The organism is Halomonas sp. PBN3 (genome assembly GCF_000475415.1).
Lineage (GTDB): Bacteria > Pseudomonadota > Gammaproteobacteria > Pseudomonadales > Halomonadaceae > Halomonas > Halomonas shengliensis.
This window is the reverse complement of record NZ_AXCA01000178.1, coordinates 1-18,814: the sequence shown is the minus strand read 5'-3', so window position 1 is coordinate 18,814 and position 18,814 is coordinate 1. Positions and strand designations below refer to the sequence as shown.

The following is an 18,814-nucleotide window of genomic DNA, read 5'->3' as shown; positions in this document are numbered from 1 at the left end:
TGCATAACGACTGAATTATGCGCCATCACTGTCTTTCCCGGTAACTTTTGCATCAGAACCGAGGAGTTATGCAACCTACCGGGAGAGCGCCAGCCAGCCCGCACAACCAGCCATCAAGCCGGCAGAGGTTCTATTCACCCGCTTCATCACCTTCGGGGAGCTAGCTGCACGACGAACCTTTAAAGCCGCCGCCAGATAAGCGAATTGGACCGCAAGGTCGATCCCGAGTCCCAAAGCTAGGATCAGCCCGACCTCAGACAGCGACAGTGCCGTCATGTCGAAGGCGTGGGGCAGCACAGCCCCAAAGAAGATCACCGCCTTGGGATTGCTGAGCGTCAGGAATGATCCGGCCAGGATGCCGCGCCCAACGGAAAACGCGGACGCGGATGTGAGCTGTCCCCGCAAGGTGTCCCGAGTCCAGAGCTTCCAAGCGACGAACAAAATGTAGGCAATGCCGAGCCATTTTACCGTGATAAAAACAGCCTCAAAGCGTAAAGCTAGCGCGGCAAGCCCGAGCATCGCAACAACCAACCAAGCAGCATTTCCCAGCACCATGCCGACGATGAAAGAAACACTGGCGCGCCCGCCCCGCGAGAGAACCTGACAGATCAACACACCTTGTGCGGGGCCAGGGATCGCGGCTGCAATTGCAAAAGGTACGATGAAAAACCAAATCGAAGTAGTGATGTTCATGTATTCTCCTGAAGAGTCTATTCGTTTTGACTACATGACTGAGATAACCGGCCAGACTGCAAGCGCATAACGCCAGCCAGCATGCGCGGCTACGGAATGGAGGCGAAGCCGCAATGCAGTAGGCGTCGCGTGCCTGGCCTTGTTATACCTGACCCAGGACACAATCGATCTCCGTTTCTACAAGCCAGTCCGGATTGATGAAGCGGCTTACTTCAACAAACGTACACGCGGGCTTTATTGCAGAAAATAGCTCACCATGTGCTTTGGCGGCTTCCTCCCAACGAGAAATGTCAGTGAGCATGATGCGAGTTCTGATTATATCTGTCGGTTTTCCTCCAGCCTCTTCGATAGCCCGAATAGACAGTTCCAAGCAATACTTGGTCTGCCCATAAACATCCCCAACGCAGGTAGTTTCACCATTCTCTATGGGTGCCGTGCCGGCGACAGAAATCATGTTTCCAACTCTGCATGCTCTGGAAAACCCAATCGGTTCTTCCAAAGGAGAGCCTGAACTTACCAGTTTTCTCATATGCTCCTCCTTGAGGTATAACGCCCTGGCTTTGCGGCGCACCGGAGCGCCAGCGCAGGTGCGTCCGACAACAGCCAATGGTTATGTTTTGAGTCAACTCTCAAGATTCAGCTTCATTTCTAGCAGGGAACCTCGGAAGCCAAACTTCTCATACGCTCGAACTGCGGAATTATTCTCCGCATACACGTCAAGATAGAAGTCCGTTACTCCTCGTCGTTGGCCCCAACCCACCAGATCTTGCAAGATAACTTTGTTTAACCCGAGCCCCCTATACTCCTCTTCCACATACATAAAGCCCAAGTATCCATGACTTTCATGATCCAAGGCAGGTTTGGAGTGGCGAACCTGAACGTAACCTGTAGCGATAATGGCGCCAGAAACCTCTCCAACGACCAACCTACTGTCGTGATCCGAAATCAGCTTTTCGATGTCGTAGTAATAAGCATCTTCTTTCTTCAGAGATGCATTATACGGGCGCTCAGCGGCGATCACTTTCTGCTCCAGCGCAACGAGAGATGCATAGTCACCATCTCTTGCTTCCCGAACAACCAATCCGTCTAAACTCATCAATACTCCAATTTTGGTATCTCGTCGCAAACATAACGCCCGGCTCACCCGCCGGCTTGGAGCCGCGAAGCGGCGGAAAACCGGTCGGCGTGCAGCCGATTGTTAGCCAAAATTTCAACGTTATTCATCATCTTCCATTAGCACAGCGCCAGCGATTTTCTTGGCTATATCTTCAATTGAATCATGCTCAGTGGTAAAGCCCGCTAAATCGGGAAGGATACCACTATATTGCTTAACGTCATCGAAGGTGACGTTGTGTAAGACAGGAATCAGCGTACTCTTATTCAACAAAGCTCCAAGCTCACGCTCAGTCCAGAAGCGTCCTGTTAAGTAGGCTGGTGTCAGTACCGCAATACCTGAGCGAGCTTTTCTAAGCCCAGCATCCATCTGGAGTGATTGGCTTCGCCCTGGAACAATCGCGACCTCATCGAACCAAACAGCAACACCCAAGCTCTCTAGCTCACCCCTGAGCTGACCGGCCACTTCGCTTCCATCAATACGGGCATAACTTAGAAATGAGTCGTATTCACGAGGATCCAGTGATGCAACCGCCTGATGAACCCTATCGGCAAGTTGCCTCTCTGGTTCGGTGTACCTCACTGGGCTCGATGAAGATCTTAACTGCCTGTTTAATTCGGCAATGACTTTCCGATTGTGAGCATCTGCCCTCTGGTTATGCCGCCGCACCTGTCTATTATGGTCGGCGATCACTTTCCGATTATGAGCATCAACCTTTCGATTGTGGTCATCTATTATCTTCTTGTTGGCACGATTGACTTTATCAACCTCGCGCTTTATCTGCTGTTCCGCTTTACGCTGGGCTTCTCGCATCTTGCGCTTCAGTTCATTGGGGTTGAACTTTGCCATATTGCGACCTCTCCTTCGAAACTCTTTCGATTCTGGCTAACAGGTATTAGACAGCGTGCTCGTTTATTGACTTGAACGAGCACGCGCGTTCAACAATCTTATCATCGCAAGCTTTTACCAGCTAACACCTTGATTTCATTATTCCCAAAGAAAAACTTGGCCACCTATACAAAATTCGCACGCTTGCGCGTTTTGCCAGCGTCAATAATACTGTATGGACATCCATGCATCGGGAGGACGGGAGTATGGATACGCACAGCAAACCGCCGAAGCTGATGGACCGGGTCAAGGCCACCCTACGGGTGAAACGCTACAGCCCGCGCACCGAGAAGACCTACTGCTACTGGATACGCTACTTCATTCGCTTCCACGGAGTCCGGCATCCCGCCGGCATGGGCGGCGCGGAGGTCCGCGCCTTCCTGGAACATTTGGCAGTGGAGCGGCGGGTAGCGGCGGCCACGCAGAATCAGGCGCTGAATGCCCTTGTGTTCCTCTATCGGCACGTACTCGACCAGCCCTTGGGCGATATCGGAGAGTTCTCACGTGCCAAGCGTCCTCGTCGGCTTCCGGTGGTGCTTTCTCACGAGGATGTCATGCGCGTGTTGAGCCATCTATCTGGCCCCATGCACCTGATGTCTACCTTGATGTATGGCTCAGGGCTGCGCCTCATTGAGACGTGCCGATTGCGTGTCCGCGATATCGACTTCGAACGCCAGATCATAACGGTGAGAGCAGGCAAGGGCGACAAGGACAGAACCACCCTACTCCCTGGGATCAGCATTCCCGCCCTACAGCTCAGAATAACGGCGGCCAAACATCAGCTTGACGATCGCCTGCAGCATGGGAGCGTGCCGGTGACACTGCCCCACGCGCTCGATCGCAAGTACCCCAATGCCGGTGTCTCCCTGGCCTGGCAGTGGCTCTTCCCCGCCAGCCGCCCTTGCTTCGACGATACCGGAAAGGTCGTGCTACATCATATCCATCCGTCAGCGGTGCAAAGAGCGGTGAGACAGGCCATGCGTGCTGCTTCACTTACCCGTCCAGGCTCTTGCCATACCCTCCGGCACAGCTTCGCCACTCAGCTTCTGAACCAGGGCACGGATATCCGCACGGTACAAGAGTTGCTTGGCCACAAGAGCGTAGAAACCACCCAGATCTACACTCATGTACTGGGCAAAGGCTTTGCGGGAGTACGAAGCCCTCTTGGGTGAGGGTGCGTTTGGGAGCCGGGACATGCTACCGCCCCTACCTGGGCATGTTCACGGCCTGCAGCCATCCATGCGGTAGTCATTGAGCGTCGCGCTGTGCCTTCCTGGCTCCCTGCGAGTTATTCATTATCGTGAGCCTATGTGAGCCGGTACGGCGTTGCAAAGTCGAGTTTAGTAGCAAGGGCAGCCTCCACCGCCTGTTCGGCGTGGATGGCGGTGGTGTCGAAGAGGGGAACCTCCGTGTCGTCGGCATGGATCAGCAGCCCGATCTCGGTGCAGCCGAGGATGACGCCCTGGGCGCCCTGCCCGGCCAGCGAGGCCACGATCTCAAGATACTCAGCTTTGGAATCCGCGCGGATCTCGCCGCGGCAGAGCTCGTCGTAGATGACGGTGTGGACCCGCTCGCGCTGTGCGGCATCGGGAACCAGCACCTCGATGCCCTGCGCCTCCAGGCGCTCGTGATAGAAGGCTTGTTCCATGGTGAAGCGGGTGCCCAGCAGCCCTACCCGGGTCACGCCCTGCCGGTGCAGCTCATTGGCGGTGGCATCGGCAATATGCAGCAGGGGAATATCCACGGCCTGCTCAATCTGCGGGGCGACCCTGTGCATGGTGTTGGTGCACAGCACCAGGAAGTCGGCGCCGGCCGCCGCCAGGGAGCGGGCCGCATCGCCGAGGATCTGCGCAGTGGCCGCCCAGTTGCCGCGGTGCTGCAGCGCCTCGATCTCGGCGAAGTCCACGCTGTAGAGCACCAGCCGGGCGGAGTGCAGCCCGCCCAGCCGCGCCTTCACCCCCTGGTTGATGAGCCGGTAGTAGGTCTGGGTCGATTCCCAGCTCATGCCGCCGATCAGCCCTATCGTCTTCATCGTCTGCCCTCCTCTACCCGGACCCCAGAGCGTCATGCAGGAAGGCGCCACAACGCAAGGCCCCCGAGCCATTGAATGACTCGGGGCCTGGTGGTGCTAGCTTCGATGTAGAAAAGAGACGGAGCCCCCCATCACTCACCAGTCCAGCTCCTCGTCGCACTCATACACGGGGGTGTCCATGCCCTCACGGATCGACTGCCGCATTCCCGGTACTGAGAGCAGGTTGAGGGCCTCTTGAATGGCTGACCAGTCTTCCTCGGATACCAGTACGGCCTTGTTGCGCTTGCCCATGATGACGATCGGCTGGTGGGACTCCGCCGTTTCATCGATCAGGCGATACAGGTTGCTGCGGGCCTCGGTGGCGGTAATGGCTATCATGAGACACCTCTCTCACAGGTACGACTCCCTCCCGGTACCACGAGGATCGACCGAGCGGAGGAAGGTAAGCGGCTGCAATTCTCTGGAAATAGCGTGTCCAGGTGTTCCTTCAGGCCGCCACCAGCTTCTTCACCTTGAGCTCGTCTCGGTGCTGCTCGGCGTGCCAGAGCTCGTACTGGGACTGCTGGTTCAGCCAGCTCTCTGCCGAGGTATCGAAGGCGATGGAGAGGCGAATCGCCATCTCGGGGCTGATGCCCGCCTTGCCGTTCAGCACGGCACTCAGCGTTTTTCGGCTCACGCCCAGCGCCTCTGCCGCCGCCGTGACGGAAAGGCCTAGCGGCTCCAGGCAGAGCTCTCGCAATACTTCGCCGGGATGAGGGGGATTGTGCATCAGCATGGCGGCACCTCAGTGGTAGTCCTCGTAGTTCACGATCTCGGCGTCTCCATCCACGAAACGGAAGGTCACGCGCCAGTTGCCGCTGACGGTGACCGACCAGATGCCGGCTCGATTGCCTGATAGCTCATGCAGCCGGAGCCCAGGCAGGTCCATGTCCTTGGCACCCGATGCGGCATGCAGGCGACCGAGGATGAGCCGAAGCTTCTTCGCATGTACTGGCTGGATACCGGCGGTATTACCGGTCTTGAAGAACTTGGCCAGGCCCTTGTGTTTGAAGCTCCGGATCATCCTGACATTGTAACCCGAAACGTATCAGGTATCGAGATCAATCTTGAAGCTTGCGCGCCAGCAGGGTGGCGAACTGCAGCCGCGCGCCATTGTGCATGGTGCCCAAGTCCTCGTTGTACTTGACCAGCTCCCACCCCGCATAGGCCTCGCGCAGCTGCCCCTCGCCGAGGGTGAAGGGGAAGCCGACCGGGCAGGGGTAAGCCTCGGTGTCCATGGCGCAGACGATGGTGTTGTAGCCCCCGGGCAGGGTGTGAGCCTGCATGTCGGCGATCACCGCCTCGACGCGCGACGGGTCGAGGAACATCAGGGTGACGGTGCAGACAATCAGCCCGTAGTCCCTGTTCAGGGCGGCACGATTGAGGTCGTAGACCTGGGCGTCGATGTTCTCGATTCCCTCGCGGGTGACAATCTGTTGCAGCATGTCGATGGCGCCGGGGTTGTGGTCCACCGCGGTCACGTCGAAGCCAAGCTGGCTCAGGTAGAGGGCGTTGCGCCCGTTGGAGCAGCCCATGTCCAGGGCGCGGCACGGCGCCACCTGCCGGCATGTCTCGACCACTTCGCTGTGCGCGGGATTCAGGCCATAGCGGCTGTTCAGATCTGACGACATCGTATCTTCCCCTGCCTTTCCATAAAGAGCATTGATTTTACTCTTTTATGGCTCAGCGAAACAGCAACCGACCACACGGTGAAGGCTCGGGTCATCGGTTCTCGCTAGAACCTGGGATTGATCGTCAAGGAGAGCATCGCCGACAGCTGGCAGAGCGGCCTGCCGGATGCCTGCTGCAGCGCGTTGAAGGCCTCCTGCACCCGCTGTTGGTCACGCTGGCTGGTGGGTGCCTGGTCGACGATGCCGGCGGCCACCAGGCGGGCCACCACGTCGCTGGTGAGCAGGAAGGTGTCCTTGCCCACCAGGCGCAGGAAGCCGGCGGCGGAGCGCCCGCCCAGGCGCGCGCCGCGCCTGGCCAGCAGGCGCCACAGGCCGACGATGTCGTGGCTCGGCCAGTCGGCGATGAACTCGGCGAAGGTTCCACCGTGCTCCTGGCGGATATCCAGGATGAACTGGGCGTTGCGGGGGATGGTCTGCAGCTTGGTGCGATGGCGGATGAGGCGCTCATCCTGCATGAAGCCCTCGAGCTGCTCCGGGGTCAGCAGCACCAGGGTCTCGGGCGCGAAGCCCCAGAAGGCCGCCTCAAAGGCGGGCCAGCGGGCATCCACCACCGAATGCTGCATCCCGGCCCGGAACACCCGCCGACTCATGGCGGAGAGGTAGCGGTCATCGCCGAGTTGCTTGAGCTCCTCGGGCGCAAGCGCCCGGGGCAGGAAGGCCTCCATGGCGGCGTCGGAGTCGAAACGCTGCCGGACCCTGTCATGGAGCCATCCGTAGTCCAGTGCCATGTCTGTCCCTTTCAGCCTGCGCCCACCCATGCCGGGTCAAGACATTCCTCCGAGCGCGCCATTGCACCATGGCGGAGCCATTCAGACTCGGCGAGGCCGCCAGTATCTCACTCGTTGACCAGCACCGGTAGCCTTAGACCTAGACGGCGAGCAGGCCCGGCCACCATCACAACGCCACTTCGATAGGATCCACGAGCCGCTGGAAGTCCCCGAAGGACAGCTGCATGACGTCCGTGTGGCTGCCGGCATTGAAGGCGATGCGATCGGCGGCGGTCAGATGCGGGGAGACGAATACCTCCATCCCGAAAAGGTTACCGAAGGGCGGCATCGCGCCGACTTCGCAATCCGGGAAACTCTCCTTGAACTCCTCCTCCCTGGCCAGCTCGACGGATGTTGCGCCGACGGAGTGCGCCATGCGCGTGAGGTCCACCTGATCGGGTGCCGGCAGCACCACCTGCGCCAGCCGTCCGTCGATCTTCACCATCACGCACTTGGCGAAGTGCCTGCCGGTCACATGGACGGACTCGGCGACCTCCTGCGCGGTATAGGCGGGAGAGTGCTGCAGGATGGAATACTTGATGTTCTGTTCATCGAGATGCTGTCTCACTCGCTCCATGGACATGGCGTTCACCTTTCTCGTTGCCGCGACAGAACACTGATATCGCTACAAGCGTAGTCAGCATCGCAGCGGCGGGCCTCACGGATCGCCTGGTCCAACCCCGCTTGCCGTACGGACCGCTCCTCGATGGCCCGGGCTGGGCGGCACTCGCCTGCAGCGACTCACGCCCTATGCTAGCGTGGAGGCTCCGCCATCGGCATTGACCAACGCAATGGAGGCGCGTGTGCTGACATGGCTACAGCGTCGGCTCGGGCTCCAGACCATCCCCGGTGTGTTCTTCACCTCGGCCGGCATCGCGATGCTCTTCGTGGCCATCGCGATCCCCTTCGACGAGGCCGTCGCCCGGTATTTCGGCCTGCTCACCGGCTGGGTCGCCGGCCACCTGGGCTGGTTCTACATCCTCGCCGTCAGCGCCCTGCTGATCTTCCTGCTGGCGCTCGCCGTCAGTCGCTACGGCAACATCCGCCTGGGCGCCGACGACAGCCGGCCCGACTACTCCAACCTGACCTGGTTCACCATGCTGTTCGCCGCCGGCATCGGCACCATCCTGATGTTCTGGGGCGTAGCAGAGCCGATTTCCCACTTCGCCGCCCCACCCTTCGACGGCGTCACCCCACGCTCGGAACAGGCGGCGAGCGATGCCATGACCATCGCCCTTTACCACTTCGGCCTGCACACCTGGACCATCTTCGCCATGCCCGGCCTGGCGATCGGCTACTTCGCCTACCGCCATCGCCTGCCGATGCGCATCAGCAGCCTCTTCTATCCGATCCTGGGCGAGCGCGCCTTCGGCCCCTGGGGCTGGGCGATCGACGTGATCGCGGTGCTGGGCACCCTGTTCGGGGTCGCCACCTCGCTGGGGCTGGGCACCCTGCAGCTGAACAGCGGCCTGGGCTACCTGTTCGGCGTGCCCTCCAGCGCGCTGGTCCAGCTCGCCCTGATCACCGTGATCACCGGCATCGCCGCCACCTCGGTGGCCCTGGGGCTGGACAAGGGCGTTCGCCGCCTCTCCCAGGTCAACATCGTGCTGGCCATGCTGCTGCTAGGCTTCGTGCTGCTGGTCGGCCCCACGGTGTTCATTGCCGAGGGCATGGTCCAGAGCGTGGGCGCCTACCTCGGTACCCTGCCCTGGCTGGCCTTCTGGACGGAAACCTTCCGGGAGAGCGACTGGCAGCGCCAGTGGACCCTGTTCTACTGGGCGTGGACCATCTCCTGGGCGCCCTATGTGGGCATCTTCATCGCTCGTATCTCCCGGGGCAGGACCATTCGCGAGTTCGTGGGCGGCGTGCTGTTCGCCCCCACGGCCTTCACGCTGGTGTGGTTCGGCATCTTCGGGCTATCGGCCATCCAGGCGGAGATGAGCGGCCAGGCAGCGCTGGCGGTCCAGGTGCAGCAGGATCCCTCGGTGGCCATCTTCGCCTTCCTGGAGGGACTGCCCCTGACCAGTGTGGCCTCGGCGCTGAGCGTGGCCATCATCGTGATCTTCTTCACCACCTCGTCCGACTCCGCCTCCCTGGTGATCGACATGCTGACCCGGCGCGACGACCAGCCCTCCCTGGTGCGCCAGCGGATCTTCTGGGCCGCCGCCCAGGGAGGCATCGCCGCCACGCTGCTGCTGGCCGGCGGGCTGGACGCCCTGCAGAATGTGATCACCGCCCTGGGCCTGCCGTTCTGCATTCTGCTGGCCTTCATGGCGATCGCGCTGTTCAGGACCCTGCGGGCGGACTATCGCGGCTACGGCGTGGATGACCTGGTCCAGGGCAGGGCCCTGCCCGAGGTCGAGGGCACCGCTGCGACCACACAGGAGACCGCTGATGTACCGGAAACTATTGCTCGCCATTGACCCGGAAGACGATGGCGAGGGCAAGTGCGCCATCGCCGCCGCCATGGAGATGCTGGCCGAGGACGGCGAGCTCCACCTGGCCAGCGTCTACCACCCCGGCGGTGGAGGCTTCTTCCCCCACGTGACCGGCGAGGCCCCCGAGGAGAAGGAGGCGGAGGTACACAAGACGCTGGACCTGCTGGTGCGCAAGTACCTGCCCCTGGATCGCGAGGCCAGCCTGCATGTGGTGGCGGGCAACGCCGGCGAGAAGCTGGTGGGCCTGGCGGCCCAGCTCGGCGCCGAGTTGATGGTGCTGGTGTCCCGTGGAAGCAGCGGCCGCTGGCCCCTGCGCCGCGCCACCGTCGAGTATGTGGCGGTCAACGCCCCGTGCCGGGTCCTGGTGCTCCCCGCGCTGGAGAAGGCCGACCCGCACGGCGACGAGGGGTCGGCACCTCGTTCATGAGGCGCCGACGGCTTCTCCGTCGACCTCCACCCCGATGAAGCCGCCGGACTGGCGGCGCCACAGGGCGGCGTAGAGGCCGTCTCGCGCCAGCAGCTCCCGGTGGGTGCCGCTCTCGACGATCTGCCCCTCGTCGATCACCACCAGGCGGTCGAGCATGGCGATGGTGGAGAGGCGGTGGGCGATGGCGATCACCGTCTTGCCCTCCATCAGGGTGTAGAGCTGCTCCTGGATCGCCGCCTCCACCTCGGAGTCCAGCGCCGAGGTGGCCTCGTCGAGCACCAGGATGGGGGCGTTCTTGAGCAGCACCCGGGCGATGGCGATGCGCTGGCGCTGGCCGCCGGAGAGCTTCACACCGCGCTCGCCGACGTGGGCATCCAGGCCGCGGCGCCCCTGCAGGTCCACCAGGTCGTCGATGAAGGTGTCGGCATGGGCGCGGCGCACCGCCTCCCGGATCTGCGCCTCGCTGGCCTCCGGGCTGCCGTAGCGGATGTTGTCGCGCACCGAGCGATGCAGCAGCGAGGTGTCCTGGGTGACCATGCCGATGCTTCGACGCAGCGACTCCTGGGTCACCCCGGCGATGTCCTGGCCGTCGATCCGGATGCGTCCGCCCTCCAGGTCGTAGAAGCGCAGCAGCAGGTTGGCCAGCGTCGACTTGCCGGCGCCGGAGCGGCCGATCAGCCCCACCTTCTCGCCCGGGGCGATGGTCAGCTCCAGGCCATCGAAGACCCTACGGCCCTCCCCGTCCGGGCGTTCGTAGCCGAAGCGCAGCGCCTCGAAGCGGATCTCGCCATGGGGCACGGCGAGCTCGCCGGCGTCGGGGGCGTCGGTCACCGCCGGCTCCCGGGCGATGGTGTTGATGCCGTCCTGCACGGTGCCGATGTTCTCGAACAGGCTCGCCACCTCCCACAGGATCCAGTTGGACATGAAGCGGATGCGCATCACCAGGGCGATGGCCACGGCGATGACGCCCAGCGACACCGCCTCCAGGTACCAGGCGCCGATGGCCATGGCAGCCACCCCGGCCAGCAGCAGCGAGTTGAGCAGGGTCAGGCTGACGGTGAGGCCGGTGGCCAGGCGCATCTGGCGATGCACCGTGGTCATGAAGCCCTCCATGGCGTCGCGGGCGTAGGCCTGCTCGCGGCCGGTGTCGGCGAACAGCTTGATGGTCTGGATGTTGCTGTAGCTGTCGACGATGCGCCCGGTCATCACCGCCCGGGCGTCGGCCTGCTCCATGGAGACCCGACGCAGGCGCGGCACGAAGACCCGCATGATGGCGAGGTAGCCGACCAGCCACAGCACCAGCGGCAGCATCAGCCAGGGCTCGGCGCCGCCCATCAGCAGCATGGCACCGGCAAAGTAGACGACCACGTAGACCATCAGGTCCATCAGCTTCATCACCGTCTCGCGGATCGCCAGGGCCGTCTGCATCACCTTCTGGGAGACCCGCCCGGCGAACTCGTCCTGGTAGAAGGCCAGGCTCTGGCCCAGCATGTGCCGGTGCGCCAGCCAGCGGCCGATCATCGGGTAGTTGCCGAAGATGCTCTGGTGGGTCACCAGCGCCTGCAGCAGGGTGATCAGCGGCAGGCCGACCACCACCAGCGCCGCCATGCCGGCCAGGCGCCAACCGTACTCGGCGAAGAAGCCCTCGCGCTCGGCGGTGGCCAACCAGTCCACCAGGTCGCCCATGTAGCCGAAGAAGACCACCTCCGCCGCCGAGACCAGGGCGGTGAGCAGCGACATCACGACCAGCAGCGGCAATACCGGCCGCGAGAAGTGCAGGATGAAGGCGAAGAGCCCCCGCGGCGGCGTGCCGGGCCGGCCCGCCGGATAGGGGTCCACCAGGGTCTCGAAGCGGCGAAAGAGGGCATGAAGGCAAGAGCGAAGCATGGCGGCAGTCCGTTGTCGGGGGGGAGCGCGACGGGTCCCGAGGTCAAGGTTACGCCCGGGGTGCGATGCGGTACCAGAGCGCATAGAGCGCCGGCACGAACAGCAGCGTGATCAGGGTGCCGACGGCCACGCCGCCGATCAGCACATAGGCCAGCGGTCCCCAGAAGCTGTCCAGGGTCAGCGGGATGAAGGCCAGCATCGCCGCCAGGGCGGTGAGGATCACCGGGCGGGCGCGCTGCACGGCCGCCTCCACCACGGCATCGAACATCGCTATCCCGTCCCTGGCGTTGTCCGCCACCTGCTGGGTAAGGATCAGGGTGTTGCGCATCAGGATACCCGCCAGGCCGATCAGTCCCAGGGTGGCCACGAAGCCGAAGGGCTGCTGGAACAGCAGCAGGGCGGCCACCGCGCCGATCAGCCCCAGCGGGGCGGTGGCCACCACGATGAAGGTGCCGGCGAAGGAGCGCATCTGCAGCATGATGAAGATCAGCATCAGCACCACCATCAGCGGCTGCAGCGCCTGGATCGAGGCCTCGGCCTTGTCGGACTGCTCCACCGAGCCGCCGATCTCCAGCCGGTAGCCGGCGGGCAGGCGCTCGCGCACCTCGGCCAGCGCTTCCCACACCGCCTGGGTCACGTCGTTGGGCTGGGCGCCCTGGATATCGGCGTTGACGGCCAGGAAGGGCTCCCGGTCGAGCCGCCGGATCACCGGCTCCTCGTAGACCGTCTCCAGTTCCCCCAACTGGGTGAGCGGCACACGGCGGCCGTCGCGGTTGACCACCTCCAGGCTCTGCACCTCCTCGATGTCCCGGGCGGCCCCGCGCCCCACGGCGGGCACCAGGCGAATGCCGTCGCGAAGCTCGGTGATGGTGATGCCATCCAGCTGGAACTGCAGCTGACGCGCCACCTCGTCCGGGGTCAGGCCGATCAGCCGCAGGCGATGATGGTCCAGCGCCAGGTGCAGCCGCGGCGCCCGCTCGTCCCACTCCAGGTGCGGGTCCCGGGTGGCCTCGTTGGCGGCGATCACCTCGCGCACCTCATGGCCGATCTGGCGCAGGCGGTCGGCATCGTCGCCCACCACCCGGATGGTGACCGGCCACTCCACGGGCGGACCGTAGAGTAGCCGCTCCACGCGCACCCGCGCCTCGGGGAAGTCGCCGGCCGCGATGCGCGCCTCGAGCCGTTCGATCAGCCGCTCGCGCGACTCGACACCTTGCGTCACGGCGATCAGCTTGGCGAAGGCCGGGTTGGGTTGCTCGGGGTTGGCGGAGATGAAGAAGCGCGGCGCGCCGGCCCCCACATAGGCGGAGAGCGACTCGACCCCCTCGGCCTCATGGATCAGCGCCTCGAGACGCCGGGTGGTAGCGTCGGTCGCGCCGATGGCCGTGCCCTGGGGGTGATAGACGCTGACCAGGACCTCGGGGCGGTCGGAGCTGGGGAAGAACTGCTTCTCCACCGGCCCGGCCATGCCCGCCACGGCGGCCACCAGCAGCGCCAGCGTTACCGCCACCACACTCTTGCGGAAGCGCACGCAGGTGCGGATCACTCCGCGCAGGCGCCGATAGCCGCGCGACTGGTAGGCCTCATGCTGGCCATGGGTCGCCTGCTGCTCGGGCAGCAGCTTGACGCCGAGGTAGGGGGTGAACACCACGGCCACGATCCACGACAGCGTCAGCGCGATGCCCAGCACCCAGAAGATGTTGCCCGCGTACTCCCCCACCGCCGACCGGGCGAAGCCGATGGGCACGAAGCCGGCCACCGTGACCAGGGTGCCGAACAGCATCGGCGCCGCGGTGACCTGCCAGGCGTGGGAGGCGGCGGCAAGGCGGTCCCAGCCCTCCTCCATCTTCACGATCATCATCTCGATGGCGATGATGGCATCGTCGACCAGCAGCCCCAGGGCGATGATCAGCGCGCCGAGGGTGATGCGGTCGAGGTTGATGCCCATGGCCAGCATGGCCACGAAGGTGAGCGCCAGGGTCACCGGGATGGCGATGCCCACCACGATGCCGGCGCGCAGCCCCACCGCCAGCATGGTGACCAGCATTACCACCACCACGGCGACCAGGAACTTCACCTGGAAGAGGTTGACGGCGCCGGCGATGGCGTCGGCCTGGTTGGTCATCACGTCGAGCGACATGCCCAACGGCAGGCGCTCGCGTTCCTGCGCCCAGAAGGCGTCGAGGCGCTCACCGAAGGCCAGGCCGTTGACGCCATCCTCCATCACCACGCCCAGCAGCAGCGCCTCCTCGCCGAAGGCACGTACCAGGTAGCTCGGCGGGTCCTCGTAGCCACGGGAGACCTCGGCGATGTCGCCCAGGCGAATCAACCGCTCGCCGATGCGGATGGGCACCTCGGCCAGGGCCTCGGGCTCCGAGAGGTCGTGGTCGACCCGCAGGAAGAGGCGCGGCCCCTCGCTGTCCACGCTGCCGGCGGGCAGCAGGCGGTTGTGTGCCTCGATGGCCTCGAAGACCGCCTGGGGGGAGACGCCCAGGCTCTGCAACCGGGCCAGGTCGAAGTCGAGGTGCATGCGCTCCTCCCGCTCGCCCAGCACCTGCGCCTTGTTGACGCCCTCCACGCGCTGCAGGCGGTCGCGGATCGCCTCCGCCTCGCGCACCAGCTCGCGCATCGGCAGCCCCGGCGCGCTCAGGGCGACCAGCGAGAAGTAGACGTCGCCGAAGTCCTCGTTGATCAGCGGCCCTACCACCCCCTCGGGCAGGTGGGGCGCGGCGTCCTGCATCCGCCGGCGCACCTGGTAGAAGCGCTGCTCCATCACCTCGGCGGCGGTGTCGTCCTCGAACTCCACCTTGAGGTCGGCGCGCCCCGGGCGAATGGTGGTCTCGATGCGATAGAGGTCCTCGACCTCCTGGATGCGCTTCTCCAGCGGATCGACCACGCTCTGCTGGATCTCCTCCGGCGAGGCACCGGGCCAGGCCGCCGAGACCATCATCACGCGCACGGTGAAGTCCGGGTCCTCCGCCCGCCCCATGGAGGCGAAGGCGTAGAGGCCGGCCAGCAGCGAGGTCAGCAGGAAGAATAGCGTGACGGACCGCTCGCGCACCGCCAGCGCGGAGAGGTTGGGAAAGCTCACTCCGCGCCCTCCTCGCCCAGCGCCCGCACCGCCATGCCCGGGGTGAGCAGGTGGGTGCCCAGGCCGATCACCTCGCGCCCCGCCTCGAGCCCCTCGCCGCTGACCCAGGCGTGCTCGCGGGTCATGCGATGCAGGGTCACCGCCAGCGGCTGTGCCTCGCCCTCGACGATTCGCCACAGCCTTGGCCCATCGCCGCGCTCATCCAGCGCCGCGACGGGCACCCGGAAACGTGCCTCGGCGGGGGCCTGCTCCAGGGTGAAGCGCGTCTGGACGACCTCGCCCAGCCGGTGCGCCTCGAGCGGCGCCTCGAGACGATAGCGCGCGCGCCAGGTGCGGCTGGCCGGGTCGGCGGCACCCGCCACCTCGCGGCGGCTCAGGGGAAGGCGGCGCTCGCCCGCCAGCAGTTCGCCGGCCTCGGGGGGACGCGCGCGGGCAGGGAAATGGACCTCGACCTCGCGCGGCCCCGCCTGGGCCAGGGTGGCGACCGCCTGGCCGACGCCCACCACCTGCCCGGGCTCGCCGCTGACCTCGATCAGGGTGCCGTCGGCCTCGGCGCGCAGGGTGGCATCCTCCAGGGCGTTGCGGGCCTGGGCCACGCGGGCGGCGGCGGCATCGCGGCGGGTGGCGGCCTCTCGCTCGCCGAGCTCGGCACGCTCGAACGCCTGCTGGCTGAAGTAGTCCCTGGCGAGCAGCTGCTCGGCGCGAGACAGCTCCGCCTCGGCAACGCTCAGCGAGGCCTCGGCCGCGGCCAGCTCCGCCCGGGCGGCGGCCAGCGACGCCTCGAGGTCGCTGGGGTCGAGGGTGAACAGCACCTCGCCCTTCGCCACCTGCTGTCCCGCGTCGACGTGGCGGGTGGCGATCTGGCCGCCGACCTCGAAGGCCTGGGGCGTCTCGTAGCGGGCGCGCAGCACCCCGGTCAGCGACAGCGTGGTGGCGGCATCGGCGCCAAGCGTGGCCATCCTGACCAGGCGGGCGTCCGCCTGCGCCGAGGACTCGGAGGCCGGTTCCTGGCAGCCGGCCAGCAGCAGCATCAACAGTGAGCAGAGGGCGAGAGAGCGCATCGAGCATCCTTGGTCGTGGCGGTGACAGGCCGAGGCCGTGGTCGTGGCGGTGACAAGTAGCCGCGGAGACGCCAGGCGCGACGAGCCCCGCGGCCAAGGGGCACCACAGCATCCGGCACCCGAGGTTCAAACATCCATTTTAAACGATGACACCCCGCACGACAGCGGGGCATTCGGCCGCAGCCGTCTGCCCCCTGTCAGGGCCATCTCTCACCTCGCTGCCATCTCGCGCCTCAACCACGACGCGGCAAGCGCTTGGCAGACAGGGCTCGGGTCAGGCGCGCGACACGGTCATTCCCGCCCGGGCGGCGCGGTGGGCATGGAGCTTCCTGTAGCTCTCGATCAGCCGCTGGTGCTTCTCGAGCCCCGCCAGGTCCATGCCGGTGGGGGTGAGGCCGTGGAAGCGCACGCTCCCTTGCACCGAGCCGATCACCGCCTCGATGGTCGCCTCGCCGAACATGCGCCCGAGGTTGCGGCGGAAGTCGTCGAGCTCGAGCTCGTCGTCGAGAACGATCTCCAGCACCGCCTGCACCGCCTGGTAGAAGAGGTTGCGATCCACGGTGTTGTCGTTGAACTGCAGGAACATCTCGACCCGCTCCAGCGCCTCCTCGTGGCGACCCAGCGCCAGGCTGATGAGCAGCTTGAGCTCGAGGATGGTGAGCTGGCCCCACTCGGTGTTCTCGTCGAACTCGATGCCGATCAGGCTGATGATGGTCATGTGCTCGTCGAGCTGGCTCTCCTCCAGGCGCTCCAGCAGGTCGGCCAGTTGGTCATCGTCGAGGCAGTGCAGGTTGAGGATCTCCTCGCGGTAGTCCAGCGCCATGTTGGTGTTATCCCACACCAGGTCCTCCACCGGGTAGACCTCGGAGAAGCCCGGCACCAGGATGCGGCACACCGGCGCGCCCAGGTCCTCGTGGATCGCGACGTAGGCCTCCAGCTCCATCTCGTCGAGGATGCCGAACAGAGCCTCGGCCTCCTGCGCGTTGCTGCCGGAGAAGTCCCAGTCGCAGAACGCGAAGTCGGCGTTGTCGCTGAAGAAGCGCCAGGAGATCACCCCGGAGGAGTCGATGAAGTGCTCGACGAAGTTGTTGGGCTCGGTGACCGCCAGGGAGTTGAAGGTGGGCGCCAGGAAGTCGTTGAGCCCCTCGAAGCTGCGCCCCTGCAGCAGCTCGGTGAGGCTGCGCTCAAGGGCCACGTGGAAGCTGGGGTGGGCGCCGAAGGAGGCGAAGACGCCGCCGGTCCTGGGGTTCATCAGGGTGACGCACATCACCGGGAACTGGCCGCCGAGCGAGGCATCCTTGACCAGCACCGGGAAGCCCTGGGCCTCCAGGGCCTGGATGCCCTCGACGATCTCGGGGTAGCGCGCCAGCACCTCATCGGGCACGTCGGGCAGCACCAACTCCTGCTCGATGATCTGCTTCTTCACCGCCCGCTCGAAGATCTCCGAGAGGCACTGCACCTTGGCCTCGGCCAGGGTGTTGCCGGCGCTCATGCCGTTGCTGAGGTAGAGGTTCTCGATCAGGTTCGAGGGGAAGTAGACGGTCTCGCCGTCGGAGTGGCGCACGAAGGGCAGCGAGACGATGCCGCGATCCGCCCGGCCGGAGTTGGTGTCGACCAGGTGCGAGCCGCGAAGCTCCCCCTCGGGGTCGTAGATCTCGCGGGTGTGGGCGTCGAGGATCCCCTCGGGAAGGGCGTCGTCCGGCCCAGGCTGGAACCACTTCTCGTCGGGGTAGTGGACGAACTCGGCGTCGGCGATCGCCTCGCCGAAGAACTGGTCGTTGTAGAAGAAGTTGCAGGAGAGGCGCTCGATGAACTCGCCCAGCGCCGAGCACAGCGCGCTCTCCTTGGTGGCGCCCTTGCCGTTGGTGAAGCACATCGGCGAGGCGGCGTCGCGAATGTGCAGCGACCAGACGTGGGGCACGATGTTGCGCCAGGAGGCGATCTCGATCTTCATGCCGAGCTCGGCCAGCATCCCCGACATGTTGGCGATGGTCTGCTCCAGCGGCAGGTCCTTGCCCTCGATCCAGGTGCCCTCGCCGCGCTCGGCGCCCTTGGGCACCCCCATCAGCAGCGCCTGGGCGTCCTCGTCGATGTTCTCCACCACCTCGACGTCGAAGTCGGGGCCTTCCTGCACCACCTTCTTCACGGTGCAGCGGTCGATGGAGCGCAGGATGCCCTGGCGGTCCTTGTCGGAGATATCCTCCGGCAGCTCCACCTGGATCTTGAAGACCTGCTTGTAGCGGTTCTCCGGGTCGACGATGTTGTTCTGCGACAGCCGGATGTTCTCGGTGGGGATGTCGCGGGCGTTGCAGTAGACCTTGACGAAGTAGGCCGCGCACATCGCCGAGGAGGCCAGGAAGTAGTCGAAGGGCCCCGGCGCCGAGCCGTCGCCCTTGTAGCGGATGGGCTGGTCGGAGATGACCGTGAAGTCGTCGAACTTGGCCTCCAGGCGGAGGTTGTCGAGATAGTTGACCTTGATTTCCATGGGGCACCGGGGGAGCGTTGGGCGTGGGCGAACGAAACCGGGCATTATCCCGGTTTTGGACGGTACTGTCTGCCTATCACGGAATGGCATCAGGGCTATCGCAGATAGCCTGGCTGCTCGATAGCTCGGGGCTGATCTGGTGATAAGCCTACGAGGAGGCGCTGTAAATACCTCCCTGTACGCTACCTCGGCCGTCCCTGG

General features: G+C 64.7%; 18 protein-coding genes. 3 read left to right on the top strand and 15 right to left on the bottom strand.

The genetic code is table 11. The annotated features are described in order from the left end of the window. Nucleotides 1–75: 75 nt before the first annotated feature. From Q673_RS31450 to Q673_RS36080, 4 genes are all read right to left on the bottom strand, one after another. Nucleotides 76–693, bottom strand: a complete 618-nt coding sequence (locus Q673_RS31450; protein WP_023006730.1) for a LysE family translocator — start codon at nt 691–693, stop codon at nt 76–78. A 142-nt stretch (nt 694–835) separates the two neighbouring features. Continuing rightward, nucleotides 836–1,222, bottom strand: a complete 387-nt coding sequence (locus Q673_RS36090) for a RidA family protein (RefSeq protein ID WP_081712056.1) — start codon at nt 1,220–1,222, stop codon at nt 836–838. A gap of 93 nt (nt 1,223–1,315) precedes the next feature. Next, nucleotides 1,316–1,789 carry a GNAT family N-acetyltransferase gene (locus Q673_RS36085; RefSeq protein WP_152527127.1) on the bottom strand — a complete coding sequence of 158 codons (474 nt, stop codon included), beginning with the start codon at nt 1,787–1,789 and terminating at the stop codon, nt 1,316–1,318. Nucleotides 1,790–1,909: 120 nt separating this feature from the next. Then, complete coding sequence (locus Q673_RS36080; protein ID WP_081712055.1) at nt 1,910–2,656, bottom strand: toll/interleukin-1 receptor domain-containing protein; 747 nt, start codon at nt 2,654–2,656, stop codon at nt 1,910–1,912. 245 nt (nt 2,657–2,901) lie between these two features. Between Q673_RS36080 and Q673_RS31440 the strand changes: the two genes are divergently transcribed. Further along, entirely contained in the window at nt 2,902–3,867 is a 966-nt protein-coding gene (locus tag Q673_RS31440; RefSeq protein ID WP_023006728.1) for an integron integrase, read from the top strand. A 134-nt stretch (nt 3,868–4,001) separates the two neighbouring features. On the opposite strand, the gene Q673_RS31435 is transcribed toward Q673_RS31440, so the two are convergent. From Q673_RS31435 to Q673_RS31410, 7 genes are all read right to left on the bottom strand, one after another. Then, entirely contained in the window at nt 4,002–4,727 is a 726-nt protein-coding gene (locus tag Q673_RS31435; RefSeq protein WP_023006727.1) for an aspartate/glutamate racemase family protein, read from the bottom strand. Between the two features lie 135 nt (nt 4,728–4,862). After that, nucleotides 4,863–5,105, bottom strand: a complete 243-nt coding sequence (locus tag Q673_RS31430) for a type II toxin-antitoxin system Phd/YefM family antitoxin (protein WP_023006726.1) — start codon at nt 5,103–5,105, stop codon at nt 4,863–4,865. 109 nt (nt 5,106–5,214) lie between these two features. Further along, nucleotides 5,215–5,502: a HigA family addiction module antitoxin gene (locus tag Q673_RS0118590; protein ID WP_031218444.1), complete on the bottom strand. Its 288-nt coding sequence runs from the start codon at nt 5,500–5,502 to the stop codon at nt 5,215–5,217. Between the two features lie 9 nt (nt 5,503–5,511). Further along, nucleotides 5,512–5,790, bottom strand: coding sequence for a type II toxin-antitoxin system RelE/ParE family toxin (locus tag Q673_RS31425; protein WP_023006724.1), 279 nt, complete (start codon nt 5,788–5,790; stop codon nt 5,512–5,514). Nucleotides 5,791–5,827: 37 nt separating this feature from the next. Beyond that, a complete protein-coding gene (tehB, locus tag Q673_RS31420) occupies nt 5,828–6,397 on the bottom strand; it encodes a tellurite resistance methyltransferase TehB (RefSeq protein WP_023006723.1) in 570 nt (189 codons plus the stop codon). A gap of 104 nt (nt 6,398–6,501) precedes the next feature. Continuing rightward, complete coding sequence (locus Q673_RS31415) at nt 6,502–7,185, bottom strand: DNA-3-methyladenine glycosylase I (RefSeq protein ID WP_023006722.1); 684 nt, start codon at nt 7,183–7,185, stop codon at nt 6,502–6,504. A 166-nt stretch (nt 7,186–7,351) separates the two neighbouring features. Continuing rightward, a complete protein-coding gene (locus tag Q673_RS31410) occupies nt 7,352–7,807 on the bottom strand; it encodes an aminoacyl-tRNA deacylase (RefSeq protein WP_023006721.1) in 456 nt (151 codons plus the stop codon). A 220-nt stretch (nt 7,808–8,027) separates the two neighbouring features. On the opposite strand from Q673_RS31410, the gene Q673_RS31405 reads away from it, so the two are divergent. Together Q673_RS31405 and Q673_RS31400 are read left to right on the top strand one after the other, a co-directional pair. Beyond that, complete coding sequence (locus Q673_RS31405; protein WP_031218443.1) at nt 8,028–9,647, top strand: BCCT family transporter; 1,620 nt, start codon at nt 8,028–8,030, stop codon at nt 9,645–9,647. Beyond that, nucleotides 9,619–10,089 (top strand): universal stress protein, encoded by a 471-nt coding sequence (locus Q673_RS31400; protein WP_052004270.1) that lies wholly within the window; start codon nt 9,619–9,621, stop codon nt 10,087–10,089. Before Q673_RS31405 ends, Q673_RS31400 begins: the two co-directional genes overlap by 29 nt. On the opposite strand, the gene Q673_RS31395 is transcribed toward Q673_RS31400, so the two are convergent. The 4 genes from Q673_RS31395 to Q673_RS31380 form a co-directional block, all read right to left on the bottom strand. Then, entirely contained in the window at nt 10,084–11,976 is a 1,893-nt protein-coding gene (locus Q673_RS31395) for an ABC transporter ATP-binding protein (RefSeq protein ID WP_023006718.1), read from the bottom strand. The two genes, Q673_RS31400 and Q673_RS31395, sit on opposite strands and share 6 nt — an antisense overlap. A 49-nt stretch (nt 11,977–12,025) precedes the next feature. Continuing rightward, nucleotides 12,026–15,067 carry an efflux RND transporter permease subunit gene (locus Q673_RS31390; protein WP_023006717.1) on the bottom strand — a complete coding sequence of 1,014 codons (3,042 nt, stop codon included), beginning with the start codon at nt 15,065–15,067 and terminating at the stop codon, nt 12,026–12,028. Continuing rightward, nucleotides 15,064–16,128, bottom strand: a complete 1,065-nt coding sequence (locus Q673_RS31385) for an efflux RND transporter periplasmic adaptor subunit (RefSeq protein WP_023006716.1) — start codon at nt 16,126–16,128, stop codon at nt 15,064–15,066. The genes Q673_RS31390 and Q673_RS31385 overlap by 4 nt, the downstream gene beginning before the upstream one ends. 274 nt (nt 16,129–16,402) lie before the next feature. Then, nucleotides 16,403–18,613 carry an OsmC domain/YcaO domain-containing protein gene (locus tag Q673_RS31380; protein WP_023006715.1) on the bottom strand — a complete coding sequence of 737 codons (2,211 nt, stop codon included), beginning with the start codon at nt 18,611–18,613 and terminating at the stop codon, nt 16,403–16,405. Nucleotides 18,614–18,814 lie beyond the last annotated feature (201 nt).

What these genes read in the sequence shown, in the direction of transcription:
- Q673_RS31450 (WP_023006730.1), bottom strand. Translation starts at nt 693, where the DNA reads ATGAACATCACTACTTCGATTTGGTTTTTCATCGTACCTTTTGCAATT.
- Q673_RS36090 (WP_081712056.1), bottom strand. Translation starts at nt 1,222, where the DNA reads ATGAGAAAACTGGTAAGTTCAGGCTCTCCTTTGGAAGAACCGATTGGG.
- Q673_RS36085 (WP_152527127.1), bottom strand. Translation starts at nt 1,789, where the DNA reads ATGAGTTTAGACGGATTGGTTGTTCGGGAAGCAAGAGATGGTGACTAT.
- Q673_RS36080 (WP_081712055.1), bottom strand. Translation starts at nt 2,656, where the DNA reads ATGGCAAAGTTCAACCCCAATGAACTGAAGCGCAAGATGCGAGAAGCC.
- Q673_RS31440 (WP_023006728.1), top strand. Translation starts at nt 2,902, where the DNA reads ATGGATACGCACAGCAAACCGCCGAAGCTGATGGACCGGGTCAAGGCC.
- Q673_RS31435 (WP_023006727.1), bottom strand. Translation starts at nt 4,727, where the DNA reads ATGAAGACGATAGGGCTGATCGGCGGCATGAGCTGGGAATCGACCCAG.
- Q673_RS31430 (WP_023006726.1), bottom strand. Translation starts at nt 5,105, where the DNA reads ATGATAGCCATTACCGCCACCGAGGCCCGCAGCAACCTGTATCGCCTG.
- Q673_RS0118590 (WP_031218444.1), bottom strand. Translation starts at nt 5,502, where the DNA reads ATGCTGATGCACAATCCCCCTCATCCCGGCGAAGTATTGCGAGAGCTC.
- Q673_RS31425 (WP_023006724.1), bottom strand. Translation starts at nt 5,790, where the DNA reads ATGATCCGGAGCTTCAAACACAAGGGCCTGGCCAAGTTCTTCAAGACC.
- tehB (WP_023006723.1), bottom strand. Translation starts at nt 6,397, where the DNA reads ATGTCGTCAGATCTGAACAGCCGCTATGGCCTGAATCCCGCGCACAGC.
- Q673_RS31415 (WP_023006722.1), bottom strand. Translation starts at nt 7,185, where the DNA reads ATGGCACTGGACTACGGATGGCTCCATGACAGGGTCCGGCAGCGTTTC.
- Q673_RS31410 (WP_023006721.1), bottom strand. Translation starts at nt 7,807, where the DNA reads ATGTCCATGGAGCGAGTGAGACAGCATCTCGATGAACAGAACATCAAG.
- Q673_RS31400 (WP_052004270.1), top strand. Translation starts at nt 9,619, where the DNA reads ATGTACCGGAAACTATTGCTCGCCATTGACCCGGAAGACGATGGCGAG.
- Q673_RS31395 (WP_023006718.1), bottom strand. Translation starts at nt 11,976, where the DNA reads ATGCTTCGCTCTTGCCTTCATGCCCTCTTTCGCCGCTTCGAGACCCTG.
- Q673_RS31385 (WP_023006716.1), bottom strand. Translation starts at nt 16,128, where the DNA reads ATGCGCTCTCTCGCCCTCTGCTCACTGTTGATGCTGCTGCTGGCCGGC.
- Q673_RS31380 (WP_023006715.1), bottom strand. Translation starts at nt 18,613, where the DNA reads ATGGAAATCAAGGTCAACTATCTCGACAACCTCCGCCTGGAGGCCAAG.